27 protein-coding genes and 1 pseudogene are annotated in these 25,720 nt (G+C 73.2%); 10 read left to right on the forward strand and 18 right to left on the reverse strand.

Annotated features, from left to right (window positions below):
* Nucleotides 1–70 precede the first annotated feature (70 nt).
* The 5 genes from AB0J68_RS04525 to AB0J68_RS04545 all read left to right on the forward strand — a co-directional run bounded on the left by AB0J68_RS04525 (nucleotide 71) and on the right by AB0J68_RS04545 (nucleotide 4,592).
* Complete coding sequence (locus tag AB0J68_RS04525) at nucleotides 71–889, forward strand: ATP-binding cassette domain-containing protein (protein ID WP_363936112.1); 819 nt, start codon at nucleotides 71–73, stop codon at nucleotides 887–889.
* Nucleotides 886–2,151: an ABC transporter permease gene (locus tag AB0J68_RS04530; protein ID WP_354855345.1), complete on the forward strand. Its 1,266-nt coding sequence runs from the start codon at nucleotides 886–888 to the stop codon at nucleotides 2,149–2,151. Before AB0J68_RS04525 ends, AB0J68_RS04530 begins: the two co-directional genes overlap by 4 nt.
* Nucleotides 2,152–2,173: 22 nt before the next feature.
* A complete protein-coding gene (locus AB0J68_RS04535; protein ID WP_354855344.1) occupies nucleotides 2,174–3,355 on the forward strand; it encodes an ROK family protein in 1,182 nt (393 codons plus the stop codon).
* A 19-nt stretch (nucleotides 3,356–3,374) separates the two neighbouring features.
* On the forward strand, nucleotides 3,375–3,683 hold the full coding sequence (locus AB0J68_RS04540; RefSeq protein WP_354855343.1) for a DUF1707 domain-containing protein: 309 nt from the start codon (nucleotides 3,375–3,377) through the stop codon (nucleotides 3,681–3,683).
* Between the two features lie 168 nt (nucleotides 3,684–3,851).
* The gene (locus AB0J68_RS04545) at nucleotides 3,852–4,592 is read left to right on the forward strand and encodes a DUF4142 domain-containing protein (protein WP_354855342.1); all 741 of its coding nucleotides are present in this window, start codon (nucleotides 3,852–3,854) and stop codon (nucleotides 4,590–4,592) included.
* 22 nt (nucleotides 4,593–4,614) lie between these two features.
* Here AB0J68_RS04545 and AB0J68_RS04550 read toward each other — a convergent pair whose 3' ends face one another.
* Genes AB0J68_RS04550 through tsaB form a run of 4 tightly spaced genes read right to left on the reverse strand, consistent with a single transcriptional unit; the run spans nucleotide 4,615 to nucleotide 7,082 of the window.
* Nucleotides 4,615–4,869: a hypothetical protein gene (locus AB0J68_RS04550; protein WP_039906914.1), complete on the reverse strand. Its 255-nt coding sequence runs from the start codon at nucleotides 4,867–4,869 to the stop codon at nucleotides 4,615–4,617.
* A 14-nt stretch (nucleotides 4,870–4,883) separates the two neighbouring features.
* Nucleotides 4,884–5,930, reverse strand: coding sequence for a tRNA (adenosine(37)-N6)-threonylcarbamoyltransferase complex transferase subunit TsaD (gene tsaD, locus AB0J68_RS04555; RefSeq protein ID WP_007465128.1), 1,047 nt, complete (start codon nucleotides 5,928–5,930; stop codon nucleotides 4,884–4,886).
* A complete protein-coding gene (gene rimI, locus AB0J68_RS04560) occupies nucleotides 5,923–6,408 on the reverse strand; it encodes a ribosomal protein S18-alanine N-acetyltransferase (protein ID WP_354855341.1) in 486 nt (161 codons plus the stop codon). The genes tsaD and rimI overlap by 8 nt, the downstream gene beginning before the upstream one ends.
* Nucleotides 6,405–7,082 carry a tRNA (adenosine(37)-N6)-threonylcarbamoyltransferase complex dimerization subunit type 1 TsaB gene (tsaB, locus tag AB0J68_RS04565; protein WP_355068247.1) on the reverse strand — a complete coding sequence of 226 codons (678 nt, stop codon included), beginning with the start codon at nucleotides 7,080–7,082 and terminating at the stop codon, nucleotides 6,405–6,407. The genes rimI and tsaB overlap by 4 nt, the downstream gene beginning before the upstream one ends.
* A 581-nt stretch (nucleotides 7,083–7,663) precedes the next feature.
* Between tsaB and AB0J68_RS04570 the strand changes: the two genes are divergently transcribed.
* On the forward strand, nucleotides 7,664–8,368 hold the full coding sequence (locus tag AB0J68_RS04570; protein ID WP_354855339.1) for a helix-turn-helix transcriptional regulator: 705 nt from the start codon (nucleotides 7,664–7,666) through the stop codon (nucleotides 8,366–8,368).
* Between the two features lie 297 nt (nucleotides 8,369–8,665).
* Here the strand turns inward: AB0J68_RS04570 and AB0J68_RS04575 are convergent, their stop codons facing one another.
* The 6 genes from AB0J68_RS04575 to AB0J68_RS04600 all read right to left on the reverse strand — a co-directional run bounded on the left by AB0J68_RS04575 (nucleotide 8,666) and on the right by AB0J68_RS04600 (nucleotide 14,176).
* Nucleotides 8,666–9,367, reverse strand: a complete 702-nt coding sequence (locus AB0J68_RS04575) for a uracil-DNA glycosylase (RefSeq protein ID WP_363936115.1) — start codon at nucleotides 9,365–9,367, stop codon at nucleotides 8,666–8,668.
* 76 nt (nucleotides 9,368–9,443) lie between these two features.
* The gene (gene tsaE / locus AB0J68_RS04580; protein ID WP_354855337.1) at nucleotides 9,444–9,926 is read right to left on the reverse strand and encodes a tRNA (adenosine(37)-N6)-threonylcarbamoyltransferase complex ATPase subunit type 1 TsaE; all 483 of its coding nucleotides are present in this window, start codon (nucleotides 9,924–9,926) and stop codon (nucleotides 9,444–9,446) included.
* A complete protein-coding gene (locus AB0J68_RS04585) occupies nucleotides 9,923–11,026 on the reverse strand; it encodes an alpha/beta hydrolase (protein WP_355068243.1) in 1,104 nt (367 codons plus the stop codon). Before AB0J68_RS04585 ends, tsaE begins: the two co-directional genes overlap by 4 nt.
* 55 nt (nucleotides 11,027–11,081) lie before the next feature.
* The gene (gene alr, locus AB0J68_RS04590; RefSeq protein ID WP_354855335.1) at nucleotides 11,082–12,203 is read right to left on the reverse strand and encodes an alanine racemase; all 1,122 of its coding nucleotides are present in this window, start codon (nucleotides 12,201–12,203) and stop codon (nucleotides 11,082–11,084) included.
* An 80-nt stretch (nucleotides 12,204–12,283) separates the two neighbouring features.
* The gene (locus tag AB0J68_RS04595) at nucleotides 12,284–13,753 is read right to left on the reverse strand and encodes an NAD(P)H-hydrate dehydratase (RefSeq protein WP_363936119.1); all 1,470 of its coding nucleotides are present in this window, start codon (nucleotides 13,751–13,753) and stop codon (nucleotides 12,284–12,286) included.
* 54 nt (nucleotides 13,754–13,807) lie between these two features.
* Nucleotides 13,808–14,176, reverse strand: coding sequence for a holo-ACP synthase (locus tag AB0J68_RS04600; RefSeq protein WP_363936121.1), 369 nt, complete (start codon nucleotides 14,174–14,176; stop codon nucleotides 13,808–13,810).
* A gap of 173 nt (nucleotides 14,177–14,349) precedes the next feature.
* Here AB0J68_RS04600 and AB0J68_RS04605 point away from each other — a divergent pair, with 173 nt between their 5' ends.
* Nucleotides 14,350–14,646, forward strand: a complete 297-nt coding sequence (locus AB0J68_RS04605; RefSeq protein ID WP_354855332.1) for a hypothetical protein — start codon at nucleotides 14,350–14,352, stop codon at nucleotides 14,644–14,646.
* On the forward strand, nucleotides 14,643–16,217 hold the full coding sequence (locus tag AB0J68_RS04610) for an alpha/beta hydrolase (protein WP_363936124.1): 1,575 nt from the start codon (nucleotides 14,643–14,645) through the stop codon (nucleotides 16,215–16,217). Before AB0J68_RS04605 ends, AB0J68_RS04610 begins: the two co-directional genes overlap by 4 nt.
* A 7-nt stretch (nucleotides 16,218–16,224) precedes the next feature.
* Here AB0J68_RS04610 and glmS read toward each other — a convergent pair whose 3' ends face one another.
* Nucleotides 16,225–18,138: a glutamine--fructose-6-phosphate transaminase (isomerizing) gene (gene glmS / locus AB0J68_RS04615; RefSeq protein WP_355068237.1), complete on the reverse strand. Its 1,914-nt coding sequence runs from the start codon at nucleotides 18,136–18,138 to the stop codon at nucleotides 16,225–16,227.
* A gap of 367 nt (nucleotides 18,139–18,505) precedes the next feature.
* Between glmS and AB0J68_RS04620 the strand changes: the two genes are divergently transcribed.
* Together AB0J68_RS04620 and AB0J68_RS04625 are read left to right on the forward strand one after the other, a co-directional pair.
* Nucleotides 18,506–19,306, forward strand: coding sequence for an MmpS family transport accessory protein (locus AB0J68_RS04620; RefSeq protein ID WP_363936126.1), 801 nt, complete (start codon nucleotides 18,506–18,508; stop codon nucleotides 19,304–19,306).
* Nucleotides 19,307–19,346: 40 nt separating this feature from the next.
* Nucleotides 19,347–20,537, forward strand: a complete 1,191-nt coding sequence (locus tag AB0J68_RS04625; protein ID WP_363936129.1) for a pyridoxal phosphate-dependent aminotransferase — start codon at nucleotides 19,347–19,349, stop codon at nucleotides 20,535–20,537.
* Nucleotides 20,538–20,567: 30 nt separating this feature from the next.
* On the opposite strand, the gene glmM is transcribed toward AB0J68_RS04625, so the two are convergent.
* The 7 genes and pseudogenes from glmM to AB0J68_RS04660 all read right to left on the reverse strand — a co-directional run bounded on the left by glmM (nucleotide 20,568) and on the right by AB0J68_RS04660 (nucleotide 25,526).
* Nucleotides 20,568–21,926: a phosphoglucosamine mutase gene (gene glmM, locus AB0J68_RS04630; protein WP_363936131.1), complete on the reverse strand. Its 1,359-nt coding sequence runs from the start codon at nucleotides 21,924–21,926 to the stop codon at nucleotides 20,568–20,570.
* Nucleotides 21,927–22,043: 117 nt separating this feature from the next.
* Complete coding sequence (gene rpsI, locus AB0J68_RS04635; RefSeq protein WP_355068231.1) at nucleotides 22,044–22,517, reverse strand: 30S ribosomal protein S9; 474 nt, start codon at nucleotides 22,515–22,517, stop codon at nucleotides 22,044–22,046.
* Nucleotides 22,518–22,537: 20 nt separating this feature from the next.
* Nucleotides 22,538–22,981: a 50S ribosomal protein L13 gene (rplM, locus tag AB0J68_RS04640; protein ID WP_007465158.1), complete on the reverse strand. Its 444-nt coding sequence runs from the start codon at nucleotides 22,979–22,981 to the stop codon at nucleotides 22,538–22,540.
* Between the two features lie 209 nt (nucleotides 22,982–23,190).
* Nucleotides 23,191–24,045: pseudogene (locus AB0J68_RS04645) on the reverse strand (MFS transporter); the annotation flags it as partial.
* A gap of 155 nt (nucleotides 24,046–24,200) precedes the next feature.
* On the reverse strand, nucleotides 24,201–24,494 hold the full coding sequence (locus tag AB0J68_RS04650) for a hypothetical protein (protein WP_354855325.1): 294 nt from the start codon (nucleotides 24,492–24,494) through the stop codon (nucleotides 24,201–24,203).
* Entirely contained in the window at nucleotides 24,484–24,741 is a 258-nt protein-coding gene (locus tag AB0J68_RS04655) for a DUF6364 family protein (protein WP_354855324.1), read from the reverse strand. Before AB0J68_RS04655 ends, AB0J68_RS04650 begins: the two co-directional genes overlap by 11 nt.
* 89 nt (nucleotides 24,742–24,830) lie before the next feature.
* Entirely contained in the window at nucleotides 24,831–25,526 is a 696-nt protein-coding gene (locus AB0J68_RS04660) for a class I SAM-dependent methyltransferase (protein ID WP_363936134.1), read from the reverse strand.
* Between the last annotated feature and the right edge of the window lie 194 nt (nucleotides 25,527–25,720).

Raw genomic sequence — 25,720 nt, forward strand, 5'->3', positions numbered from 1 at the left:
CGGGAGCATCCTCCCGTGCCGGGCGGCGCCCGCCGGACGGGCCCCGACCCTCCCTTAAGAAGGAGACCCCGTGTCCGCGACCCCCCTGCTGGAACTTCGCGGGATCGACAAGAGCTTCGGTCCCGTCCAGGTGCTCCGCGACGTCGCCCTGACCGTCCACCCGGGCGAAGTGACCGCACTGGTCGGCGACAACGGCGCCGGCAAGTCGACCCTGGTGAAGTGCATCAGCGGCATCTACCCCACCGACGCCGGCGAGGTCCTGTTCAACGGCGAACAGGTGCACATCGGCAGTCCCCGCGACGCCGCCGCCCTCGGCATCGAGGTCGTCTACCAGGACCTCGCGCTCTGCGACAACCTGGACATCGTGCAGAACATGTTCCTCGGGCGGGAGAAGCACAGCGGCATCGTCCTGGACGAGCCGACCATGGAACAGCTCGCCGCCGAGACTCTGGCGGGGCTCTCCATCCGCACCGTCACGTCGCTTCGTCAGCACGTGTCCAGCCTCTCCGGCGGTCAGCGCCAGACCGTGGCCATCGCCAAGGCGGTGCTGTGGAACAGCAAGCTCGTCATCCTGGACGAGCCGACCGCGGCGCTCGGTGTGGCACAGACCGCCCAGGTCCTGGAACTGGTCCGTCGCCTCGCCGACAACGGCCTGGCCGTGGTGCTCATCTCGCACAACATGAACGACGTCTTCGCCGTCTCCGACCGGATCGCCGCGCTGTACCTCGGCCAGATGGTCGCCCAGGTGAAGACCACCGACATCACCCACGCCCAGGTGGTTGAGCTGATCACCGCCGGGCGCTCGGGAGGCCTCGGCCTCGCCACGGACCCGGGCAGCAACGGCGACGGCCCGCAGCCGGCCGACTCGATCTCAGGAGGCGTCCGATGACCACCACCGCCGCCGTGCGGAAGGACGGCCCCGCAGCCGTCACACCGCCGCCGACCGTCGGGAGCCACGTCCGCAACTACCTCAGCCGGGTACGCGGAGGCGACGTCGGCGCGTTACCGGCGGTGCTCGGCCTGGTCGTGCTCTGCACCGTCTTCGCGATCATGCGGCCGTCGTCGTTCCTGTCGGCGGGCAACTTCGCCAACCTCTTCACCCAGGGCGCGGCGGTCACGCTGATCGCGATGGGTCTGGTCTTCGTACTGCTGCTCGGCGAGATCGACCTCTCCGCCGGCTTCGCCAGCGGCGTCTGCGCGGCCGTGCTGGCCAATGTGGTCACCGTGCTCGGGTACCCCTGGTGGGTCGCCGTGCTGGCCGCGGTCGCCACCGGTGTGCTCATCGGCACCAGCCTCGGCCTGCTCGTCGCGAAGATCGGCATTCCGTCCTTCGTGGTCACCCTCGCCGGCTTCCTCGCCTTCCAGGGCATCGTGCTGCTGCTCGTGAAGGAGGGCACCAACATCTCGGTCCGCGACGAGGTGCTGGTCGCCATCGCCAACCGCAACCTCGCCCCCGCGCTGGGCTGGGCGCTGACCGCCCTCGCGGTCGTCGGCTACGCGGCGGTGCAGTTGCTGCGACACCGCAACCGCGTGGCCCGTGGCCTGATCACCGACCCGCTCGCGGTGGTGGCGCTCCGGATCGGCGTGCTCGCCGTCATCCTCGGCACGGCGGTGTACGTCCTCAACCTGGAGCGCAGCCGCAACGTGCTGATCGTCTCGCTCAAGGGTGTGCCGATCGTGGTGCCGGTCATCGCGGTGCTGCTGATCATCTGGACGTTCGTACTCCAACGCACCAGCTACGGCCGGCACATCTACGCCGTCGGCGGCAACCGGGAAGCGGCCCGCCGGGCCGGCATCGAGGTCGACCGGATCCGGATCTCGGTCTTCGTCATCTGCTCGTCCATGGCCGCCATCGGTGGCATCGTCGCCGCCAGCCGGGCCAACTCGGTCGACCCGAACACGGGGGGCAGTAACGTACTGCTCTACGCGGTCGGCGCGGCGGTGATCGGCGGCACCAGCCTCTTCGGCGGCAAGGGTCGCGTCCTCGACGCCGTCCTGGGAGGCGCGGTGGTCGCGGTCATCGAAAACGGAATGGGCCTGATGGGGTACAGCGCGGGGGTCAAGTACGTGGTCACCGGTGTCGTGCTGCTGCTCGCGGCCAGCGTCGACGCCCTCTCCCGCCGCCGCGCGGCAGCCACCGGCACCCGCTGACCGCGCGGGAGGTAGCACCAGCATGCGCCCGGCACCCAGCCAGGAGGAGGTCCGGCGGCAGAATCTCGGGGCCCTGCTGCGGCACGTGCACGTCCACGGGGCGACCACCCGCGCCGAACTCACCACCACCCTGGGGCTGAACCGGAGCACCATCGGCGCGCTCACCGCCGACCTGGCCGGCGTCGGACTGGTCAGCGAGGGAACACCGAAGGAGACCGGCCGGGCCGGACGGCCGTCACTGGTCGTCCGGCCCGAGTCGGCCCGGGTGTACGCGTACGCGTACTCCGTCGAGGTGGACCGGCTGCGCGCCGCCCGGGTCGGCCTGGGCGGCGCGGTGCTGGACCGCCGGGAGCTGGACCGACCGCGCGGGCTGCTGGCCGCCGAGGCCGCGCCGCTGCTCGCCGGTGCGGTCAAGGAGATGCAGCAGGCGGTGCCCGCCGACGCGATCTGCGTCGGCACCGGCGTCGCGGTCTGCGGGATGGTCCGCCGCGAGGACGGCCTGGTCCGGCTCGGCCCCACCACGGGCTGGGTGGACGAGCCGATCGGCGCCGCGCTCGGCGCCGAACTGGGCCTCGACGTGCCGGTCACGGTCGGCAACGTGGCCGACGTGGCGGCGTTCGCCGAGCACGCCCGGGGGGTCGCGGCCGGCTGCGACAACGTCATCTACCTGTACGGCGACGTCGGCGTCGGCGCCGGCATCATCGCCGGCGGGCGTCGACTCACCGGACACGGCGGGTACGGCGGCGAGGTCGGCCACATGAAGGTGGTCCGTGACGGCATGCCCTGCGAGTGCGGCGCCCGGGGTTGCTGGGAGACCGAGATCGGCGAGCACGGCCTGCTCCGCGCGGCCGGACGATCCGACGCCCGGGGCCGCGACGCGCTGCTGGCCGTCTTCGACGCCGCCGACCGGGGAGACGCCCGCGCCCAGACGGCGGTCCGCAAGGCCGGTGACTGGCTGGGCTTCGGGGTGGCCAACCTGGTGAACGTCTTCAACCCCGAGATGGTCATCTTCGGCGGCACCATGCGGGACCTCTACCTCGCCGCGGCGGCCCAGATCCGCAGTCGACTCAACTCCAACGCCCTCGGCGCCTGCCTGGAACACGTCCGGTTGCGCACCCCCAAACTGGGCGAGGACGCGCCCCTGATCGGCGCCGCCGAACTGGCCTTCGAACGGCTCCTCGCCGACCCCCTCGACGTGGGCTGACCCGCGTACCCTGTCCGGCGTGGATGTCGAGCTGCGCGCCTCCGACGACGACCGCCACCGGGTGGTCGCCGAGCTGCACCGGCACACCACCGAGGGCCGGCTCACGCTGGACGAGTTCTCCGAGCGGGCCGGCGCGGTCTGGGCCTCTCGTACCCTCGGTGACCTGGCCGCGCTGACCCGCGACCTGCCGGCCCTGCCCGACCCCGCCGCCGCGACGGCCGGCGGCGGTGACCCGATCGGGCACGGCCGCCGGGAGCTGCTGGTGCTCTTCGCCGTCGCCGCGCTCACGCTGCTGCTGCTCGGCGGCTTCCTCGCCGTCACCCGCTGATCCGCGTCGCGCCGAGGGCTTCGGCTCGTCCGCCGCACGCATTTCCACCGGGCGCGCGGATGAACTGATCGGGCGATCAGTCCGTACCAGTGGGCGGACGGGCGGCCGGCAGGGTGCGGCTGCCCGGTCCAGACGCGTTTCGGTCCGGACCGAGGAGGCACCACAGACATGGCACCGCTCAGATCCGCCCGTCGTCGGCCGGGCAACCGGATGCACCGCGCGGCGATGTTGCTCATCGCGATCGTCGCGGGGGTCGGTGTCCTGCCCGGAGTGGCCATCGCCGCCCCCTCCGGCGGGCAGCAGCTCAACGCCGCCGACATGACACTGCTCAACGGTGTGCGGTTGGCCGGGCTGTGGGAGATGCCCGCCGGTCAGATGGCCGCCGAGAAGGGACAGTCGGCGAAGGTACGGGAGATCGGCGCGGCCATCGCCGGCGAGCACCAGAAGCTCGACCAGCTCGTCGTGGACGCCGCCAACAAGCTCGGCGCGTCCATCCCCACCGAGCCGACCGCCGAGCAGAAGGGTTGGCTGTCGGAGATGCAGAACGCCTCCGGCGCCCGGTTCGACCAGATCTTCGTGACCCGGCTCCGCGTGGCCCACGGCAAGATCTTCCCGGTGATCGGCGCGGTGCGTGCCAGCACCCGCGACGCGACAGTTCGTAAGCTCTGCGAGGACGCCAACGCCTTCGTGCAGCACCACATGCAGATGCTGGAGTCCACCGGACTGGTCCGGTGGCCCGAACTGCCGCCGGCCGCGCTGCCCGCCCCCGGCAAGGACGGCCTGCTCGCCGCCGCCGGAGCGAACGCCGGCCCACAGGTCGGAGTCAGCAGCACAGTCGTCTGGCTGGTCTTCCTCGCCGCGCTCGGCACCGGCGGGATCGCCACCTACCGGATGCTGCGCCGCAGCTGACCACCCGTGGAGGTGGCCCCCGTCAGCGGTCCACCTGGGTGAAATCCCAGGAGTGCGGGGCGCGGGCCACCAGCAGGGCGGGTGGATCGGGCAGCGGACGCGGGCTGCTGCGCCACTTGGAGATGACCACGACACGGTGGTCGGTGGAGGAGAAGACCTCGCTCGACACGTGCAGAGGGTCGTGCTCCAACTCGGGCAGGGCGGTGTCGCACACCCAGGTGATCAGGTCGGCGACGCCGTACGCCTCGGCGCGCGCCTCCCACATCCGCACGATCATCTCCGGTGCCCCCGTCACACGCTGACCGTTGTCAACGGCAGCGCCGAGTCGGCCGGCAGGTCCAGCCGGCTCGGCGCGACCCCGGCGGCGACCAGGTGCGATCCGAGCGCGGCCACCATCGCCCCGTTGTCGGTGCACAGCTTCGGCCGGGGCACCCGCACCCGGATGCCGTACTTCTCGGCCCGCTGCTCGGCCAGCGCCCGCAGCCGGGAGTTCGCCGCCACTCCGCCGCCGATCACCAGCGTCTCGATCCCCTGCGCCCGGCAGGCGGCGAGCGCCTTGCTGGTCAGGACGTCGCAGACCGCCTCCTGAAAGGACGCGGCGACGTCGGCCACCGGCACCGGCTCGCCGGCGCGCTGCCGCGCCTCGACCCAGCGGGCCACCGCCGTCTTCAGCCCGGAGAACGAGAAGTCGTACCGGTGGGCGGCGAGATCCTTGGCGGCGGTGAGGCCACGCGGGAACGCGATCGAGGCGGCGTCACCGGCGCGGGCCTCCCGGTCGATGGGCGGGCCGCCCGGGAACGGCAACCCCAGCAGTCGGGCGACCTTGTCGAACGCCTCACCGGCCGCGTCGTCGATGGTGGCGCCGAGCGGGGTGACGCCCCGGGCCAGGTCATCGACCAGCAGCAGGGACGAGTGCCCGCCGGAGACCAGCAGCGCGATCGCGGGTTCCGGGAGCGGGCCGTGCTCAAGCGTGTCCACCGCGACGTGCGCGGCGAGGTGGTTGACGCCGTACACCGGCTTCTCGGCCGCCAGCGCGTACCCCTTGGCGGCGGCGACGCCGACGAGCAGCGCGCCGGCCAGCCCGGGCCCGGAGGTGACCGCGATGGCGTCGATGTCGGCCAGGGTGACACCGGCCTCGGTCAGCGCCCGCTGCATGGTCGGCACGATGGCTTCCAGGTGGGCCCGGCTGGCCACCTCGGGCACCACGCCGCCGAAGCGGGCGTGCTCCTCGACGCTGGACGCGAGCGCGTCGGCCAGCAGGGTGTGCCCGCGTACGATGCCGACGCCGGTCTCGTCGCACGAGGTCTCGATGCCCAGGATCAGCGGTTCGTCAGCCATGGTCGTGTGGTCCGTCCCCGGTCGGCTCGGCGTCGCGCCGCATGACCAGCGCGTCGGTGTTGCTCGGTTGGTAGTAGCCGCGACGCACCCCGATCGGCTCGAACCCGTACATCGCGTAGAGCCGCTGGGCGGCCACGTTGTCCACGGCGACCTCCAGCAGGGTGCTGCGGGCGTCACGCCGGGCCGCCTCGGCGAGCAGCTCCTCCAGCAGGACACGCCCGACACCGCGCCGCTGGACGTCCCGGCGGACCGCGATGACCTGCACCCACACCTCGTCCGGTGGGGCTCCGGCGAGCCCGGCATAGCCGAGCAGGGTGCCGTCGGTGTCGGTGGCGACCCGATAGTGGTGCCTGTTGGCCAGCTCGTTCCAGAACATCGCCGGCGACCAGTGTTCCGCGCCGAAGAGGTCCACCTCGATGGGCATCGCCTCGTCGATGTGCCACCAGCGGAACGGGTCCAGCCGTACCGTCGTGCTCACGGCAGGACCGATTTGCGGCCGGTGGCCGCCACGGCGTCCGGACGGCGCAGGTAGAGCGGGGTGAGCCGCTCGCCGGGTGCGCCGGCCCGGATCCGCTCGGCGGCGAGCTGCGCCAGCACGGTGGCCTCCGGGTAGCGCGGCTCGACCCGGACCGGCAGGTCCAGGGCTTCGGCGTACCGGTGTGCCCCGTCGCCGACCGCGACCGTCGCCCCCAGTTCCCGGGCGCGCGCGGCGGCCACCGCCGGGGCGGACACTTCGGGCCCGACGATCCGCTGACCGGCGCCGTCGTAGACGGCCCAGTACAGCTCCTTGCGGCGGGCGTCGCTGGCAGCCAGCACCGGCTCGCCGGCCGCCGCCGGGTAGCCGATGCCGTCCAGGGAGCAGACGCCGTACGTCGGGACGCCGAGCACCTGCCCCATCGTGGCGGCGGTGACCAGGCCGACCCGCAGCCCGGTGAACGGCCCCGGGCCGAGGCCGGCGACGATGGCGCCCAGATCACGCGGGCGCGCTCCGACGTCGGCGAGGACCGCGTCGACCTGGGGCGCGAGCAGTTCACCGTGCGCGCGGGCGTCGACCGTGCACCGGTGCGCCCGGGACGTCACGCCGTCCGCCGAGATCTCCACCAACGCTGCGGTCACCGCGGGGGTAGAGCTGTCCACCACGAGTACGAGCACGGTTAGCCAGCCTAGCGGCCCCGCCACCGCCGCCCGGCCACGCCCCGCCCCCTGCCTGCGCCCAGGGTCAGCCACTCACTCCTGGACGCCCTGGCACCCTGGGTGCCGGCCCCTCAAGCCCGGCCCCTCAAGCCCGGCCCCTCAAGCCCGGCCCCTCAAGCCCGGCCCCTCAAGCCCGGCCCCTCAAGCCCGGCCACTCAGGCCCGGCCGCCTGGCATCCTGGGCCGCCTGGGCCGCTCTAACCGGGTCGTCCTGGCCGTTCCGACTGCTCGTCATGGCCATTCCGGCCGTTCAGGCAATCGAGCGGGGCTGGTCGCTGTCACCCGCATCGGCCGTCTTGGCCGCTCTCACCGTCCTGGCCGTTCTCAGTCGACCTGTGCGGACGCCACCGCTCGGCCGGAGGCCACTTGCGGTGAGAAACGGTATACCTGTGAGTCATATTTATGACCCACAGGAATACCGCTCATCAGGGAATGGCCCACCCGACGGCGCCGGGTCGCCGGGATCTCGGACCCAGGCCACGCAGTCGTGAATCCGGCTCAGCGGTTTCTCCTCGGCCGTGCCCGGTCCACCATGTCGGCATGCCGCCGACGCGCCTCGCCACCCTGCTCGGCAGGGCTGTCCGCCAGCAACGGCACCTGCGCGACCTGACCCAGTCCGAGTTGGCAGAGGCGGCGGGGGTCACCCAGGCGGCTGTTGCCCGGATCGAGAGCGGCAGCCGCGCCGCGAGCCTTGCGGTGCTGGAGCGCTTGTTCGCCGCGATGGACGTGCAGATGGTGGTCGAGGTCGAGCCGCTGGACGCGCACCTCGACGCCCGCATCGACGAACTGGCCGCCCGGCCGATCGCCCAACGCATCGACGAGCTGGGCCTGGATGAGACGCTGGACCGACTCACCGACTTTCCGCAGGTGCTCACCGGCGGCACGGCGGCCCTGTTGCAGGGCGCGCCGGTGCCGGTGGACGCCGTGGAGATCGCCCTGCGCTGGCAGGACTCGAAACGGTTCACCGGCTGGCTGAAGGCGAACTACGGCCAGCGGTGGAACGCCCGGTGGGGCGAGTTCGGCGGGGTGTGGCTGGAGCCAGAGGAGCCGGGCGAGCACCGTTGGTCGACCCGGTACGGCGAGATCAGGGCGACCATGTGCGACGAGCTGCCCGAGACGATCGAGGTGCGCCACGGCGGGCGCGACTATCGGGTGGTGCCGCTGGTCGAGCTGGAGCTGACCGAGCCGCGGGCCGCCGAATTACTGCGCCGCTACCGGGCGCGGCAACTCGCTGCCGAGGGCTGACCCGCGCCGCGCGGCGAAGGGCCACGCGGTCTCGCCAGGCGGCACAGCCCGCACCACAACAACAGGCTGGCGGCACGGCCCGCACCACAACAACAAGCTGGCGGCACGGCCCGCGCCCCACCAACAAGCCGGCGACGCGGCGCACGCCGCAGAGCCGGCGACGCGGCGCACGCCGCAGAGGTCAGCGGCGCGGCCCCCGCACCACAACAAAAACCGGCCGCACGGCCCACGCCCCACCAACAAGCCGGCGACGCGGCCCACGCCACTGAGCTGGCGACGCGGCCCGCGCCGTAGGGATCAGCCCGCGGTGCGCTCCCAGTCGATGGTGGGCCGGCCAGCGTCGGCGAGCGCCTTGTTGGCCGCGCTGAACGGGCGACTGCCGAGGAAGCCGCGCGGGTTCATCGGGCTGGGGTGGCCGGCCTCCAGCACCACGTGCTGCGGGTTGGTGACCAGGGCCGCCTTATTGCGCGCGTAGCCGCCCCAGAGCAGGAAGACCACCCGGTCCGGTGCGGCGTTCAGCGCCCGGATCGTGGCGTCGGTGAACTCCTCCCAGCCCGAGTTGGCGTGCGAACCCGGCGTGGCCTGGCGCACCGTCAGCACCGCGTTGAGCAGCAGCACGCCCTGCGCGGCCCAGCCGTCGAGGTTGCCGCTGCGCGGCTTGGCCACGCCCACGTCCTCGCCCAACTCCTTGAAGACGTTGCGCAGCGACGGCGGCACCGCCACCCCCTCGCGGACGCTGAAGCTCAACCCGTGGGCCTGCCCGGCACGGTGATAGGGATCCTGCCCGAGGATCAGCACCCGGGTGCTCTGCGGCGGGCAGAGCCGGTAGGCCGAGAAGAGATCCTCCAACGGCGGGAAGACGGTCTGCGTCGCGTACTCCCGGGCGACGAACTCGGCCAGCGCGGCGGTGCGGGCCGGATCGAGGTGCGGGGTGAGCACGGCACGCCACTGCTCCGGCAGCAGTGCCAGCAGATCCAGGGCGGGGGCGTCATCGGGCATCAGGAACCTCTTCCAGCGCGGGTCGGTCCCCCGCACTCTAGGCACCGGGTCCGACAACGCCGCGCCGACACGGGCCCTAACTCAGCTCGGCGAGCCGTCGGGCCCAGTCGCCACCGACCGGCTCCAGCTCGACGATCCGGGTGTCGTCGTCGCGGCGGTCGATACGGACCCGCAGGTGCGCGTCGACCAACTGCTCCACCAGGCCCTCGCCCCACTCCACCACGGTCACCGACTCGTCCACCGAGGCGTCCAGATCCAGGTCGTCGATCTCGGCACGCGGGTCGCTGGCGGCGCCCAGCCGGTACGCGTCGGCGTGCACCAGGGCCACCCGGCCACCCCGGGCCGGGTCGGGCCGGTGCACGCGGGCGATCACGAACGTCGGCGAGGTGACGTCGCCGAGAACGTGAAGCCCCACGCCGACGCCCTGGGTGAGCGCGGTCTTGCCGGCCCCCAGCGGACCGGTCAACAGCACCAGGTCACCGGCCCGCAGCAGCCTGGCCAGCCGGCGACCGAACTCCCGGGTGTCCTCGACGGTCGGCAGTTTGACGACGAAACTCACCGGTCCTCCATGCTCTCCAGTGACTCGAGGAACCGCGCCAGCGCGGCGTTGACCTCGTCGGCGTGCTCCAGCATCACCACGTGACCACTATCTTTGATCTTGATGAACTCGGCGTGCGGCAACCGCCGGACGATCTCCTCCGAGTGTGTCACCGGAGTGATCATGTCCTTGTCGCCGACGACCACCAGCACCGGCGCGTTCGCCAACGCGGCCAGCGCCGGGAAACGCGAGTGCGTGGCAAGCGTCCGCAGGTAGCGGGTCACCGTGTCGGCGGAGGTCCGGGAGTTCATCGTCTCCACGTACGAAACGAGCGCCGGGCTGGGCTTGCGGGTGCCGAAGCCGTACTTGCGGGTGAGCAGCCAGGCCACGTTGGACGTGGACTTGCGGGCCTTGTCGATCACCGGGCCGCCGTACCGGGTGGCGTTGCTGACCATGTAGAGCACCGGCCCGCCGACCCGGCCGAGCAGCGCCGGCGCGACCAGCTTGGTCTCCGCGATCAACCCGCCCGAGGTGGCCATCAGCACCGTGCCCACCACCCGGTCACCGAACAGCTCCGGAAACAGCTCGGCGAACGCCATGATGGTCATGCCGCCCATCGAGTGGCCGACCAGCACCAGCGGCCCCTCCGGGGCGGTCCGGTCGATCACCTGGCGCAGCGTCCGGCCGAGCACCGCCAGGTCGTACTCCCCGGTCTCCAACCGGCCGGACCGGCCGTGACCAGGCTGGTCGTACGCGACGACACGGTAGTCGCCGCGCGCGGCGAGCATCCGGCGCTGGAAGTGGAAGGTGCCCATGTCCAGGCAGAAGCCGTGCACCAGCACCACCGTCGGGTGCCCCGGCACCGGGCGGGTCGGCTCGACCACCTCGACGTGGATGTCGGTGCCGTCCGGCAGCTCCAGCCGGAACGCGTCGTCGTACCGCTGCTCGCCGAACCTCTCGTGCGCGTAGCGGTCGGCCGGGTCGGCCTTGAGCCGGCGGACCAGGGTGCGTTCGGTCGCGACGCCGGCGGCCAGGCCGGCCGCCGCCACTCCGACCGCGGCGCCGACCAGGCCGGCGACCCGGCCGGCGGCGGTCCGCGGCCGCGGGATGCGGTACGTCACGGCGTCACCTTTGTTCGCGACTGCGGGGCTCGCAACCCCGGCTCACTCCTCGCGCTCACGGCGAGCGCTCGCCGTCGTAGACGCGCGGCACCCGCGTGCTGCCGAACCGGGTGACGATCTCGTAGTTGATCGTGCCGACCGCCTCGGCCCAGTCGTCGGCCGTCGGCTCGCCGTCGGCACCGCTGCCGAACAGGGTCGCCACGTCGCCGTCGGCCACCGGGTCGTCACCACAGTCGATCACGAACTGGTCCATGCAGACGCGCCCGGAGATCGTCCGCCGCGCACCGGCGAGCTGCACCGGCCCGGTGTTGGACGCGTGCCGGGGCACACCGTCGGCGTACCCGAGGGGCACCACGGCGAGATTCGCGTCGGCCTCGGTCGTGTAGGTGTGCCCGTACGAGACGCCGGTGCCGGCGGGCACCCGCTTGGTGAGCATCACCCGGGCCCGCGCGGTCATCGCCGGCCGCAGCCCGTACGTCTCGCCGGCCACCGGGGACAGACCGTAGACGGCCAGCCCGGGGCGGACCAGGTCGAAGTGGGTGTCCGGGCGGGTCAGGGTGGCCGCCGAGTTGGCCAGGTGCCGCCAGCGGGGGCGCAGCCCGGCCTGCTCGACCATGGCCAGCCCCTCGTGGAAGACGGCGAGCTGCCGGTCCGTGGTCGGATGGCCGGGCATGTCCGCGTACACGAAATGGCTCCACACGCCGACCACCTCGACCAGGCCGTCGGCCTGGGCCTTCGCGGCGGCGTCGAGCAGCGCCGGCCAGTCGGCGACGGTGGCGCCGCCCCGGGACAGCCCCGTGTCGATCTTCAGGTGCAGTCGGGCCGGGCGTCCGGCACGCCGGCTCGCCTCAATCATCTCGTCCAGTTGCGGCAGGCTGGCGGCGGCGAGGTCCACCCCGGCGCCGACCCCCTCGTGCAGCGGCAGCCCCGGCGCGAGCAACCACGCCAGCACCGGCGCGGTGATCCCGGCCCGACGCAGCGTGAGCGCCTCGTCGAGGGTGCACACGCCGAGCCAGTCGGCCCCCGCGTCCAGCGCCGCGCGGGCGGACGGGATCATCCCGTGGCCGTACCCGTCGCCCTTGACCACCGCCATCAGCTCGGCGGTGGTGCCGGAGCGGAGCCGGCTCACGTTCTCGCGGATCGCATCAAGATCGACACGTACCTCGGCCTGCCACATACGCCCAGCCTACTTTCCGCCCTGATCACCGTGGGCGGCGACGCACGGCCCAGGGCACCGATCGGGACGGGAGGGGACGATCAGCCCAGCCGGGCGACGACCGGGCGCAGCGCGGTCGCCACGTCGGGCGCGGTCACCGGGCCGCCGCGGGCCGCCTCCCGACCGGCGAGCCCGTGCAGGTACGCGGCCGAGGCCGCCGCCCGGTCCGCCGGCACCCCGGCCGCCAGGAGCGAGCCGAGCAGCCCGGCCAGCACGTCGCCGGTGCCGCCGGTGGCCAGCGCCGGGGTGCCGGTCGGGTTGACGTACGCCCGGCCGTCCGGCGTGCCGATCACCGTGCGGTCCCCCTTGAGCAGCACCACCGCGTTCATCCAGGCGGCCAGCCGCAGCGCGGCCCCGACCCGGTCGGCGCCGGGCTCCTCCCCGCACAGCCGGGTGAACTCCCGGTCGTGCGGGGTGACCACGATCGGCGCGTCCCGGCCGCGCAGCCGGTCGGCGAGCGAGCCGTCCACAAGCAGGGTCAGCGCGTCCGCGTCGAGCACCACCGGCACCGGGGCGGCCAGGACGGCCCGCAGCTCGGCCGCCGCGTCGTCGCCGGTGCCCAGCCCCGAGCCGCACACCCAGGCCTGCACCCGGCCGGCGTCGGCGACCCGCCCGGTGGCGATCACCGAGGGGTGCTGGTGCAGCACCTCGGCCCGAGCGCCGCCGGCGTAGCGGACCAGCCCCGTCGGCCCGGCGAGCGCCCCGCCGACGGAGAGCACAGCCGCGCCCGGATACGTCGCCGAGCCGGTCGCCACCCCGACCACGCCCCGCGTGTACTTCTCCGACGCCGCGCCCAGCTGCGGCCACCACTGCACGAGGTCGGACCATTCGGTGACCCGCAGCGCGGGAGTGCCCCGCAGCCAGGGCCGCAGCCCGATGTCGACCAGCTCCACGTGCCCGGCCAGGACGGCTGCCGGTCCGACGACCAGGGCGGGTTTCAACGCGCCGAAGGCCACCGTCACGTCGGCGCGGACCGCGGCGGGCCGGCCGGACGCGACCAGCGGCACGTGCCCGGTGTCCACCGCCACCCCGCTCGGCACGTCCACGGCCAGCACGGTGGCCCGAGCGCCGTCGCGCCCGCGCAGGTCGTCGAGGCGCTGGACCACCTCGTCCGCGCTCGCCCGCAGCCCGCCCGCGCCACCGATCCCGACGATGCCATCGAGGACCAGGTCGACGGGGCCGGCCGGGCGGTCGACCAGCCGGCCACCGGCGGCGCGCAGCGCGGCCAGCCCCGCGGGGTGCGCCCGCCCCGGGCTGAGCAGCAGGGCGGACACCTCGACGCCCCGGCGGGCCAACCGTTCCCCGGCGTAGAGGGCGTCACCGCCGTTGTCGCCGGAGCCGACGAGCAGCAGCACCCGGCCGCCGTACACCCCGCCCCGCTCGGCGAGCAGCAGGGCGGCCCGGCGGGCCAACCCGGAGGCGGCCCGCTGCATCAGCGTGCCCTCCGGCAGTGTCCCCTTCAGCCCCGCCTCGGCTGCCCGTACGTCGGCCGCCCGCCACACCGCTCTCATGTCACCGTGCCCCATTCCGCTCGCGAGTGGGCCGCCCCGGCCACCCGGCCGACGTCACCGTTCCGCGACCACCATCGCCGACGCGATCCCGCCGTCGTGCGACAGCGAAAGGTGCCAGTGGTTGATCCCCCGCTCGACGGCCGCCGCCGCGACGGTGCCCGAGACGGTCAGCCAGGGCCGGCCGGCCGCATCGGGCACGATCTCGCAGTCGTGCCAGCTCAGCCCGGCCGGGGCGCCGAGCGCCTTGGCGACGGCCTCCTTCGCGGCGAACCGGGCGGCGAGCGACTCGGGCGAGCGTGGGGTGCCGGAGCGGGTGGCCCGCTCGGCCGCGGTGAAGAGCCGGTCGGCAAGCAGCGGCGTCCGCGCCAGGGACCGGGTGAACCGGTCGACCAGGACGACGTCGATGCCGACAGCGACGATCACCAGACCACCCTACCGGCGGCCGAGGCGGCAGATTAGCCGTCGGGCCCGCCGTGGGCAACGCCTGTGGACACACCGGGGTACGGCCGCAGCCGGCTGTCCACAGGGCACTCCGGCACGGCCCGACCCTGCCTAGCGTCAGCGCGTGGATGCCGATCGTGCACGGGGGTGGGGTCATGACCGAGGAGCCGTTCGCCGTCCGGCCGCAGGAGCTGCGCGCCGTGGCCGGCGCGCTCGACGACGAGGCGTACCGGTTGGCGTGGGGTCTGGCCGGAGTGCCCGGCCTGCTGGTGCCGGCGCCGGGTTGGCGGGCCGCCACCGCTCTGGCGGGGCTGGAGTCGGCAGCGCACGCGTGGTTCTGCCGACTGGGAGCGGACGTGGCGGCGACCGCCGGTGGGGTCCGGGCCGCGGCCGAGGCGTACGAGACGGTGGACGACCGGGCTGCCGGCCGGTTCGCCGTCCTGCCCCGGTGAGCGGGGTCGGCTACCGGCAGCTCTGGGCCGCCGATCCGGGCGGCTGGCGGGCGGCCGGGGCGGCCTGGGCCGGGCTGACCGGTCCGGTCGAGCGGCACGCCGGCGAGCTGGCCGGTTCCGCCGGGCGGTTGCGGGGCGGCTGGTCCGGCGCGGCAGCGGTGGCGGCGGACGCTCGGCTGGGCGGCCTGCGGGGCGAGGTGACCTCGGTGGCGCCCGCGCTGATCGAGGCCGATCAGGTGCTGTCCGAGTTGGCCGGGTGCCTCGCGGTGGCGAAGGCGCGGCTCGCCGAGGCGGTCGCCCGGGCCGACGCGGCCGGCCTGGTGGTGGACCGGTCCGGTGGCGTGCACGTCGATCCGACTCGTCCCCGACCGACCGAGCCGGCCCGGGTGGCGGCGGCGCTGCGGGGCGCGCTGGAGTTGGCCGACGCGGCGGACCGGCAGGCCGCCGACCGGTTGGACGAGCTGGCCCGGGCCGCCGGCACCGGTTGGGCGTCCCCACCGCCGCCCGGCCGACCGGCCTATGGGGCGACGCCGGCGCTGGTGCGCGCCTGGTGGTCCGGGTTGACCCCGGCGCAGCGACGGTGGCTGGTCGGGCACGAGCCGGCCCTCGTCGGCGGCCTGGACGGGGTGCCGGTGGCCGCCCGCGACCAGGCCAACCGCCTGCGGCTCGGTGCGCGGCGCGCGGAGTTGCTGGCCGAGCGTCGGCGGTTGCTGGCCCGGGTGCCGCCGGGGCCACTCGCGTCGCTGCGGCTGCGCGCGGTGGCGGCACGGCTGGCCGGCCTGGACACGCTCACCGAGCGCCTGGCGACCGGGGAACCGCGGGCGTACCTGCTGGGGCTGGATCCGGCCGGTGAGGGTCGGGTGGTGGTGGCGCTCGGCGACCCGGACCACGCCGACCGGGTGTTGACGTACGTGCCGGGAATGACCGCCGGGCTGGACGACGCCCCCGGCGAGCTGGGTCGCGCGGCCCGGGTGCTGGAGCGCTGCGCGACGCTCGCGCCGGGTGAGCGCGGCGCGGCGGTGCTGTGGCTGGACTACGACGCACCGGACTTCCTGACCGAGGCGGCGTCGGCCGGCCAGGCCCGGGACGCCGGCGGGGCGCTGCACCGCTTCCAGGAGGGGCTGCGCGCCACCCACGAGGGGCCGCCGGCGCGGCAGACCGTGCTCGGGCACAGCTACGGGTCGCTGGTGGTGGGCATCGCCGCCCGGGAGCACGGGCTGGCGGCCGACGCGTTGATGTTCGTCGGCTCACCGGGGGTCGGTGCGGCGCACGCCGCCGAGCTTGGCGTACCGGCCGCAGAGGTGTGGGCCAGCAGCGCTCCGGACGACGTGATCCGCCTGGCCCGGCCGGTGGACGAGCTGGGCCGCCGGGTCCTGCTGGGCGCCGCTCCGCTCGCCGCCGTGCTGGGCTGGCCGGATCGGACCGGCCACGAGCTGTGGTTCGGTCACGACCCGGCCGACCCCGGGTTCGGCGGCCGGGTGTTCCCCAGCGGTCGCGGCGGGCACACCGGCTACTGGGAGCCGGACAACCCGGCGCTGGACGGGATGGCCCGCGTGGTGCTGGGCCGCTGACGACGCGCTACTCGACGGTGACCGACTTGGCCAGGTTGCGGGGCTGGTCCACGTCGTGCCCCCGGGCGGCGGCGATCTCGGCGGCGAGCACCTGCAGCGGCACCGTGGTGACCAGTGGGGCCAGCAGGGTCGGCGTACGCGGCACGTAGATCAGGTGGTCGGCGTACCGGACGACGGCCTCGTCGCCCTCCTCCGCGATCACGATGGTCCGCGCGCCACGAGCCCGGACCTCCTGGATGTTGGAGACGACCTTGTCGTGCAGCATCCCCCGGCCCACCGGCGACGGCACCACGCAGATCACCGGGGTGCCCTTGTCGATCAGGGCGATCGGGCCGTGCTTCAGCTCACCGGCGGCGAAGCCCTCGGCGTGCATGTACGCCAGCTCCTTCAGCTTCAGCGCGCCCTCCAGGGCCACCGGGTAGCCGACGTGCCGGCCGATGAACAGCACTGTCGGCTCGGACTTCAGCTCCCGGGCCAGCTCACGGACGGGCTCGATCCGGTCGAGCAGCTCGCGCAGCTTGCCCGGGATGTCCTGCAACTGCGCGACCACCGCGCCGACCTCGTCGGCGAACTTGATCCCGCGGACCTGGGCCAGGTGCAGACCGATCAGGTAGCAGGCGACGACCTGGGTGAGGAACGCCTTGGTGGAGGCGACGGCGATCTCCGGCCCGCCGTGGGTGTAGAGCACGGCGTCGGACTCGCGGGGGATGGTCGAGCCGTTGGTGTTGCAGATCGCCAGCACCCGGGCCTTCTGCTCCTTGGCGTGGCGCAGCGCCATCAGCGTGTCCATCGTCTCGCCGGACTGCGAGATCACCACGATCAGCGTGGACCGGTCGAGCACCGGGTCGCGGTAGCGGAACTCGCTGGCCAGCTCCACCTCGCAGGGGATCCGCGTCCAGTGCTCGATGGCGTACTTGGCGACCATGCCGGCGTGGTACGCGGTGCCGCAGGCCACGATGAAGATCTTGTCGACGTCGCGCAGATCCTGGTCGCTGAGGCGGACCTCGTCGAGGGCGATCTCACCGGTCTCGGTGAGCCGGCCGAGCAGCGTGTCGGCGATGGCCTGCGGCTGCTCCTCGATCTCCTTGAGCATGAACCAGTCGTAGCCACCCTTTTCGGCGGCCGAGGAGTCCCAGTCGATGTGGAAGTCCTTGCCGCTGGCGGGCTGACCGTCGAAGTCGGTGATCTCGATGCTGTCGCCGGTGATCAGGACGATCTGGTCCTGACCCAGCTCCACCGCCTCCCGGGTGTGCTCGATGAACGCGGCCACGTCGCTGGCCAGGTAGTTCTCCCCTTCGCCGCGGCCGACGACCAACGGCGAGTTGCGCCGGGCGCCGACGACCGCGCCGGGCACCCCGGCGTCGACCGCGAGCAGGGTGAACGCGCCCTCCAGCCGCTGGCACACGACGCGCATGCCGGCGGCGAGCAGCTGCGGACTGTCCGGCTGGCCGGCGGCGCGCAGGTCGGCCAGCGCGGCGGAGAGCAGGTGCGCGGCGCACTCCGTGTCGGTGTCGCTGGTGAACTGGACGCCGTCGGCCTCCAGTTCGGCGCGGAGCTTGGCGAAGTTCTCGATGATGCCGTTGTGGATCACCGCGACGCGCCCGTCGGGGGCCAGGTGCGGGTGGGCGTTGCGGTCGGTCGGCCCGCCGTGGGTGGCCCACCGGGTGTGCCCGATGCCGGTGGTGCCGTCACCGATGCCGATCGGGCTGGCCGCGCAGGAGGTCGGGTCGTCGGCGGCGCGCTCGGAGAGCACCTTCTCCAGGTTGGCGAGCTTGCCGGCCTTCTTCTCGGTCAGCAGCTGGTCGTCGCAGACGATCGCCACGCCCGCCGAGTCGTAGCCCCGGTATTCCAGCCGCCGCAGCCCGTCGAGCACGATGCCCAGTGCCGGGCGCGCGCCCGCGTATCCCACGATTCCACACATGGCCCGCAGCCTAACCCAGTTTCGCTCAGCATGGGTGCTCGAAAGTCGGCTAAACAAGCACCGAATTTGAGCGATCAGTGGTTGGCGGGCCGCAATGGGACGAGCGTCACGGGATCGGTCGCGGTGCCACCGACCCGACGGGGTTGCGGACGGCCAGCGGGTACGACAGTCTTCCGGCGGGCTCGGCGCGCGCTCCCCTGGCCCGTTGGCCCCATACCCACTCCCGCCCGGAGCAGCCATGTCCGACGCGCCCCCACCCGAGGTGCCCCCGACGTCACCCCCGGAACCAACCCCGACGCCGCCGGATCCGACGGCGGGACAGCCGGCGACGCCGCCGTCCGACTGGGCCGCGCCGGGCTCTTTCCCGATGCCCGACCCACTGGCCCCGGGCCAGCCCTGGGCACCCCCACCGCCGTGGACACCCGCGTCGCCCTCCGCGCCGTGGACACCCGATCCCACCGGAACCTCGTGGACGCCCACCGCGGCGGCTCCCTGGCCACCACCCCCGTCGCCGGCACCCACCCCGGCCGCCTATCCGCCGCCGGGCTACCCACCACCGGGTTACCCACCACCCGGCTATCCACCGCCCTACCTCTACCCCGGCTATCCGCCGGTCGGGCGCCCCTCCGGGGGCACCGGTCGGGTCGTCGGGATCGTCGTCGCGGTCGTCGCGGCGCTCACCCTCGCCGTCTGCGGCTGCTTCTGCGTGGCCGGGCCCCTGGTCGGGCAGTTCGTCGGGGAGCCGGTGGCCGAGGACCCGTACGACACCGGCCCCTTCGACGACGACGGCTGGCCGCCGAGCGTCGCGCCGGAGCCCACCGCGCCCACCGATCCGGAGACCACCACCGCCGGGCCCACCAAGAAGCCGATCACGCAACCGACGTCGGGGCCCGCGCCGGTGACCGTGGTCTACCAGGTGTCCGGCGTGGGTGAGGCGGACATCGCCTACTACGACGCCGAGAGTGATCTCATCCACGTCGACAGCGCGAAGCTGCCGTGGCGCACGACCATCCGGACCAACGGCCAGAGCCGGGTCATGGTGGAGGCGACCTGGCCCGACGGCGTGGCCGAGAAGCCCCTCGACTGCACGATCACGATCACCGGCGCCGGAAAGCCGGTGATCGACAAAAGCCAGGGGTACTGGATGACCCGCTGCGAGCCCGAGTGAGGCTGGGGTTGCGCCGCCGGGTGCCCGTAGGCTGGCGCAGGTGACGACGAGCACCGATGTCGACCCGCTGGTGGCCCGGATGCGGCCGTTCGGCACGACGATCTTCGCCGAGATGTCCGCCCTCGCCGTACGGACCGGGGCGGTCAACCTGGGCCAGGGCTTCCCGGACACGGACGGCCCGCCGGAGATGCTGGCCGCCGCCGCCGAGGCGCTGCACGGCGGGCAGAACCAGTACCCGCCCGGTCCGGGGATACCCGCCCTACGCGCGGCCGTCGCGGCCCACCAGCGGCGGTTCCACGACCTGGCGTACGACCCGGACGGCGAGATCGTGATCACGGCGGGCGCGACCGAGGCGGTGGCGGCCAGCATCCTCGCGCTGTGCGAGCCGGGTGACGAGGTGGTCTGCTTCGAGCCGTACTACGACTCGTACGCCGCCTCGATCGCGCTGGCCGGCGCGGTCCGGCGGCCGGTCACGCTGCGTCCCGCCGCGGACGGCCGGTACGCCTTCGACCCGGCGGCGCTGCGGGCGGCGTTCGGGCCGCGTACCCGACTGGTGCTGCTCAACTCACCGCACAATCCGACCGGCAAGGTGTTCACGCCGACCGAGCTGGCGCTGGTGGCCGAGCTGTGTCAGGAGTACGGCGCGTACGCGGTCACCGACGAGGTCTACGAGCACCTGGTGTTCACGGACGCGTCCACTGCACACGTGCCGCTGGCCGCGCTGCCCGGGATGCGGGAGCGGACGCTGCGCATCTCGTCGGCCGGCAAGACGTTCTCCTGCACCGGTTGGAAGGTCGGCTGGGCGAGCGGCCCGGCGGCGCTGGTCTCGGCGGTGCTACGGGTGAAGCAGTTCCTCACCTATGTCAACGCCGCCCCGCTGCAACCTGCGGTCGCCGTGGCGCTGGCCCTGCCCGACGACTACTACACGGGTTTCCGCGACGGGCTCCAGCAGCGCCGCGACCAGCTCGTGGGCGGCCTCACCGACGCCGGGTTCGAGGTGCTGACGTCGGAGGCGACGTACTTCGTCACCGCCGACATCACCCCGCTCGGCGGCTCCGACGGGGTGGAGTTCTGCCGGTCCCTGCCGGAGCGCTGCGGCGTGGTGGCCGTGCCGACCCAGGTCTTCTACGACGACGCCGAGGCCGGCCGACGACTGGTCCGGTTCGCGTTCTGCAAGCGTCCGGAGGTGCTGACCGAGGCGGTCACCCGGTTGCGCGCCCTGACCCGCTGACGCGCCGGGCCAACGCCCCGGTCCACTCGACTACGACCCGGCGGGGCTGGCGGTGCGTACCAGGTCGGCGATCCGCTCGGCGACCTCGCGGGCGGTCGCCTCGGTGGCCGCCTCGACCATCACCCGGACGAGCGGTTCGGTGCCCGACGGGCGCAGCAGCACCCGGCCGGTCTCGCCCAGCTCCGCCTCGGCCCGCTCGACCTCGGCACGGACGGCCGGCGCGGCGGCGCCGACGGTGCGGTCGCCGACCGGGACGTTGATCAGCACCTGCGGCAGCTTGGTGACGACGGAGGCCAGCTCGGCCAGGGACCTGCCGGTCGCGGCCATCCGGGCCATCAGGTGCAGGCCGGTGAGGACCCCGTCGCCGGTGGTGGCGTGCGCGGGCATGACGATGTGGCCGCTCTGCTCGCCACCGAGCGCCAGCTCGGAGGCGCGCAGCTCCTCCAGCACGTACCGGTCGCCGACCTTGGTCTCGATCAGCCGGATGCCCTGCGCGGACATCGCCAGCCGCAGGCCGAGGTTGCTCATCACGGTGGCCACCAGGGTGTCCTGGGTGAGCGTGCCGGCGTCGCGCATGGCCAGCGCGAGGATCGCCATCACCTGGTCGCCGTCGACCTCGTCGCCGTCGGCGGTGACCGCCAGGCAGCGGTCGGCGTCACCGTCGTGGGCGATGCCCAGGTGGGCGCCGTGCTCGACGACGGCCTCGCGCAGCGCCTCGATGTGGTTGGAGCCGCACTCGTCGTTGATGTTCAGCCCGTCGGGCTCGGCGTGGATCGCGATGACCTCGGCCCCGGCCTCCCGGTACGCGACGGGCGCGACCTCGGCGGCGGCGCCGTTGGCGCAGTCGACGACGACCTTGATCCCGTCGAGCCGGTGCGGCACGGTGCCGACGAGGTGCTGGATGTAGTGGTCCGCACCGTCGAGCAGGTCGTGCACCCGGCCGACGCCGGCGCCGACCGGCCGGTCCCAGGCGGTGGTGGCGTTCGTCTCGACGGCCGCCTCGATCCGCATCTCGATCTCGTCGGGCAGTTTGTGCCCGGCGGCGGCGAAGAGCTTGATGCCGTTGTCCGGCATGGGGTTGTGCGACGCGGAGAGCATCACTCCGAGGTCGGCCTTCGCCTCGGCGGTGAGGAACGCCACGGCCGGGGTGGGCAGCACGCCGACGCGTACCACGTTGGCGCCGGCGCTGGTCAGCCCGGCCACGACGGCGGCCTCCAGCATCTCGCCGCTGGCCCGGGTGTCCCGGCCGACCACGGCGAGCGGCGGGTGGCTGCGGTCCGTCTCGGCGAGTGTGTGCGCGGCGGCCACGGCGAGCGCGAGCGCCAATTCGGGGGTGAGATCCGCGTTCGCCCGCCCGCGTACGCCGTCCGTGCCGAACAACCGACCCATACCCGCCAACCTCCGATGAGCACTACCGAGAAGGAGAAAGCGGAACGGCCGGCCCACCTCCCCGGTCGAGGGGAGGCGGACCGGCCGTCCGTCAGAAGTACAACGCGCTGGGAAAGATCAGCGCTTCGAGTACTGGGGAGCCTTACGGGCCTTCTTGAGGCCGTACTTCTTGCTCTCCTTGACCCGGGCGTCCCGGGTCAGGAAGCCGGCCTTCTTGAGGGCCGGGCGGTCGTCCGGCTCGCTGATGATCAGCGCGCGGGCGATGCCCAGCCGGAGCGCACCGGCCTGGCCGGTGGTGCCGCCGCCACGCAGGTTGGCGATGACGTCGAACTGGTCGAGCTTCTCGGCGGTGACCAGCGGGTCCTTGATGAGCTGCTGGTGCACCTTGCTCGGGAAGTACGCCTCGAGGTCCTGCCCGTTGCAGGTGATCTTGCCGGTGCCCGGGACGATGCGGACCCGGACGATGGCCTCCTTGCGGCGGCCCACGGTCTGGATCGGCCGGTCACCACGAGGCGCGCGGGCGACGGGCGCCGGCGCCTCGGTAGCCTCGGGGGCTTCCGGGGCGACCTCGGTCTCGATGATGTCGGTCATGCTGCTTCCTTCGCCCGCGCTCACTGCGCGATCTGCTTGATCTCGAACGGCACCGGCTGCTGCGCGAGGTGCGGGTGCTCGGCACCGGCGTAGACCTTCAGCTTCTTGATCAGCTGACGGCCGAGCTTGTTGTGCGGGAGCATCCCCTTCACGGCCAGCTCGATGGCCCGCTCGGGGCGCTTGGTCAGCAGCTCGTCGTAGCCGACCTGCTTCAGACCACCCGGGTAACCCGAGTGGCGGTAAGCGACCTTGGTCTGGCGCTTGTTGCCGGTCAGCGCAACCTTGCCCGCGTTCACGATGACGACGAAGTCGCCCGTGTCGACGTGCGGCGCGAAAGTCGGCTTGTGCTTACCACGCAGCAACGTGGCGGCGTGGGTGGCCAGGCGGCCCAGCACGACATCAGAGGCGTCGATGACGTGCCACTGACGCTCGATCTCACCCGGCTTCGGGCTGTACGTACGCACAGGTCTACCTTGTCTCGTCGTCGGTCTGGGGTCGCGCGCCGAGGTGACCAGATCTAGCAGGCCGGACCAGCGCGCACGAACGACCAAGCGTACCTGATAGGGCACGCCTCTGGATGTCGTACAACAGCAGGCAACGATACCCGGCGCCCCATCGGCAGGTCAAAACGGGGGTGGGATGCCGCGCGGCGACGCGCCGGTCATGACCCGGATCACACCCCGGCGAGCCGATGGGACCCCGGACGCCGGCAGACGAACCAGGTCACCGCGCAGCACAGCGCGTACCAGCCGATGAACGCCAGGTAGGCGGAATCGGCGTTGCCGGAGCCGAGGAACGACTGGCGGAAGGCGATGTTGACCAGCACCCCGCCGGAGGCGCCGATCGCGCCGGCGATGCCGATCAACGCGCCGGTCATCCGCCGCGCCCACCGCGCGGCGGCCTCCGGGTCACGTGTGCCGGTGGCCACGGCGTCCGCCGCCCGGGCCCGGAAGATCGCCGGGATCATCTTGTACGTGGAGCCGTTGCCGACACCGGAGAAGACGAAGAGGGCGAGGAAGCCGGCCAGGTAGAGCCCGAACGAGCGCTCGCGGGCCGCGTACAGCACCGTGCCGGCGCCGATCGCCATCGCCACGAAGTTCCAGAAGGTCACCCGGGCTCCGCCGAGCCGGTCGGCGAGGTGGCCGCCCAGCGGCCGGATCAGCGAGCCCACAAGCGGCCCGAGGAAGGTCAGCCAGGCGGCGTCGACGGCTGTGGGAAACCGCTCGGCGAACTGGAGCTGGAGCACCTGGCCGAACGCGAAGCCGAACCCGATGAACGAGCCGAAGGTGCCGATGTAGAGCAGCGACATGATCCAGGTGTGCGGGTCCCGGGCAGCCTCGCGCAGCGACCCGGGCTCGTTGCGCGCGCCGGGCACGGTTTCCAGCCAGCGGGCCGCCGCCAGCGCGGCCAGCACGATCAGCGGCAGGTAGACCGCGGGCACCAACCGGGGGTACGCGGCGCCGGCGGTGGCGAGCACCGCCAGCCCGACCAGCTGCACCGCGGGCACGCCGAGGTTGCCGCCACCGGACTGCGGTGCTGGTGAGCGTGCTCACGGCGGCTCCTCCGCGTCGATGCGACGAGGAGGAACGCTAGGAAGCGGGATTACCTGGCAGTGCCCGTCACGGGTCGGCCCGGAAACGCCTACCGCACCACGGGCCGACGGCGATGGTGAGGTCCGATGGCTCAGAGCTGCTGGAGGATGCGCAGGGCGCGGCCGACCCGGAGCATGGTCTCGGTGTCGGCGACGTCCACGCAGTCGGTGAACCATTTCTTCATCGGTGCGGAGATCCGGTCGGGCATCACCACGTACCGGCCCATCGGCACGGCGAGGGGTGAGTCGCGCAGCAGCGATTCCTCGACCACCTCGACCACGATCACGATGGGCACGTCTGTGGAGTTGTAGACGTCCGAGCTGATCACGAGCCCGAGGCGTTCCCGGGCGCCCTCGATGCGCCAGACCTCACCCCTACGCAGCACGCGGCCGTCCGCCGGAGTAGAGATCGTTGACCATGCCGACCTCGCGGGCGTCGGCGAGGGCGGCGGACTCCAGGTCGAGGCCGGCACGGCCCACGGCCGCGGCGTGCGCGGTGAACACCTCGCGCAGCGCCTTCTCGCGGGCGGCCTGGTCCATCCACGCCGAGAGGGACAGCCCTTCGCGCTTGGCGAAGCGTCGGGCCTCCTCGATCGTCTCGTCCGTGAACGACAATGTCACCTTGGCAGTCATGCCGCTGAGACTACCCAGCGGTATGACCCCCAGTCATCCCCACGCCCATCGACTCGCCCCGGGGCGGCGAAACGTACATTCCGCCGGGATTACCCGGCCCGGCCGCCGAACACCGCGAAGCGCCACTCCTTGAAGAAACAGTCGACGTCGACCAGGCCCGCCTCGGCGAGCCACCGGCACTGGTCGGCCACGGTCGCCGGGCGGTCGTGGCTCATCCGTTCCCGGGCGGCGGCGATCTCCTCGGGAGGCGAGCCCAGCTCGGTGATCCGAGCTGTCCAGACCTCGTCGTAGCGCCGATCCAGCGCCGGGGTGAGGCCGGCGACCTGCTCGGCGTTGACGAACACCCCGCCTGGCGCCAGCGCCTCGGCGGCCCGCCGGTAGAGCGCGCGCTTGCCGGCGTCGTCCAGGTGGTGGATCGCCAGGGCGCTGACCACCGCGTCGTACCGGCCCGGCGGCAACTCGTCCGCCAGGTCGGCCCGGACCGTTCGGTGTGGCACGGACCGCGCGTTCAACTGGTCGGCGGCGCGGGCGAGCATCGCCGGCGCGGCGTCCACCAGGGTCAGCCGGACTCCGGGCACCGCCGCGGCGAGCAGCAGCGAGAGCAGGCCGGTGCCCGCGCCCAGATCCAACACCTCGGGGGTACGGCCGGCGGCCAGCGCGGCGCGCAGCGGCGGCGCAGCCACCTCGACGGCGGTGCCGTAGAACGCGTCGAAGCAGGGCACGAGCCGCCGACGGGCCTCGTCATAGGTACCGGCCACCGCGTCGAAGACGTCCACCACGCTCATCGCAGTCTCCCATAAATTGAGACAGGTTTCCCACATTATAAGCACTGATCGCAATGTGGTCGACAGACGGCGCGGCCGGCAAGGACCCGAGACCCGGCGGACCCGTTCGTGCCGGGGCCGCACCTGCCCCGCCCCAGATCTTGGACAGTTTCCGTTACGAGCGAACGGAAACTGTCCAAGATCTCCACGACAGT

This window comes from Micromonospora sp. NPDC049580, assembly GCF_040675595.1.
In the GTDB taxonomy this organism is placed as follows: domain Bacteria; phylum Actinomycetota; class Actinomycetes; order Mycobacteriales; family Micromonosporaceae; genus Micromonospora.

Coding starts and splice junctions, on each gene's coding strand:
- AB0J68_RS04530 (WP_354855345.1), top strand. CDS start 886: ATGACCACCACCGCCGCCGTGCGGAAGGACGGCCCCGCAGCCGTCACA.
- AB0J68_RS04535 (WP_354855344.1), top strand. CDS start 2,174: ATGCGCCCGGCACCCAGCCAGGAGGAGGTCCGGCGGCAGAATCTCGGG.
- AB0J68_RS04545 (WP_354855342.1), top strand. CDS start 3,852: ATGGCACCGCTCAGATCCGCCCGTCGTCGGCCGGGCAACCGGATGCAC.
- AB0J68_RS04550 (WP_039906914.1), bottom strand. CDS start 4,869: ATGATCGTGCGGATGTGGGAGGCGCGCGCCGAGGCGTACGGCGTCGCC.
- tsaD (WP_007465128.1), bottom strand. CDS start 5,930: ATGGCTGACGAACCGCTGATCCTGGGCATCGAGACCTCGTGCGACGAG.
- AB0J68_RS04570 (WP_354855339.1), top strand. CDS start 7,664: ATGCCGCCGACGCGCCTCGCCACCCTGCTCGGCAGGGCTGTCCGCCAG.
- AB0J68_RS04575 (WP_363936115.1), bottom strand. CDS start 9,367: ATGCCCGATGACGCCCCCGCCCTGGATCTGCTGGCACTGCTGCCGGAG.
- alr (WP_354855335.1), bottom strand. CDS start 12,203: ATGTGGCAGGCCGAGGTACGTGTCGATCTTGATGCGATCCGCGAGAAC.
- AB0J68_RS04595 (WP_363936119.1), bottom strand. CDS start 13,753: ATGAGAGCGGTGTGGCGGGCGGCCGACGTACGGGCAGCCGAGGCGGGG.
- AB0J68_RS04605 (WP_354855332.1), top strand. CDS start 14,350: ATGACCGAGGAGCCGTTCGCCGTCCGGCCGCAGGAGCTGCGCGCCGTG.
- glmS (WP_355068237.1), bottom strand. CDS start 18,138: ATGTGTGGAATCGTGGGATACGCGGGCGCGCGCCCGGCACTGGGCATC.
- AB0J68_RS04620 (WP_363936126.1), top strand. CDS start 18,506: ATGCCCGACCCACTGGCCCCGGGCCAGCCCTGGGCACCCCCACCGCCG.
- glmM (WP_363936131.1), bottom strand. CDS start 21,926: ATGGGTCGGTTGTTCGGCACGGACGGCGTACGCGGGCGGGCGAACGCG.
- rpsI (WP_355068231.1), bottom strand. CDS start 22,517: ATGACCGACATCATCGAGACCGAGGTCGCCCCGGAAGCCCCCGAGGCT.
- AB0J68_RS04655 (WP_354855324.1), bottom strand. CDS start 24,741: ATGACTGCCAAGGTGACATTGTCGTTCACGGACGAGACGATCGAGGAG.
- AB0J68_RS04660 (WP_363936134.1), bottom strand. CDS start 25,526: ATGAGCGTGGTGGACGTCTTCGACGCGGTGGCCGGTACCTATGACGAG.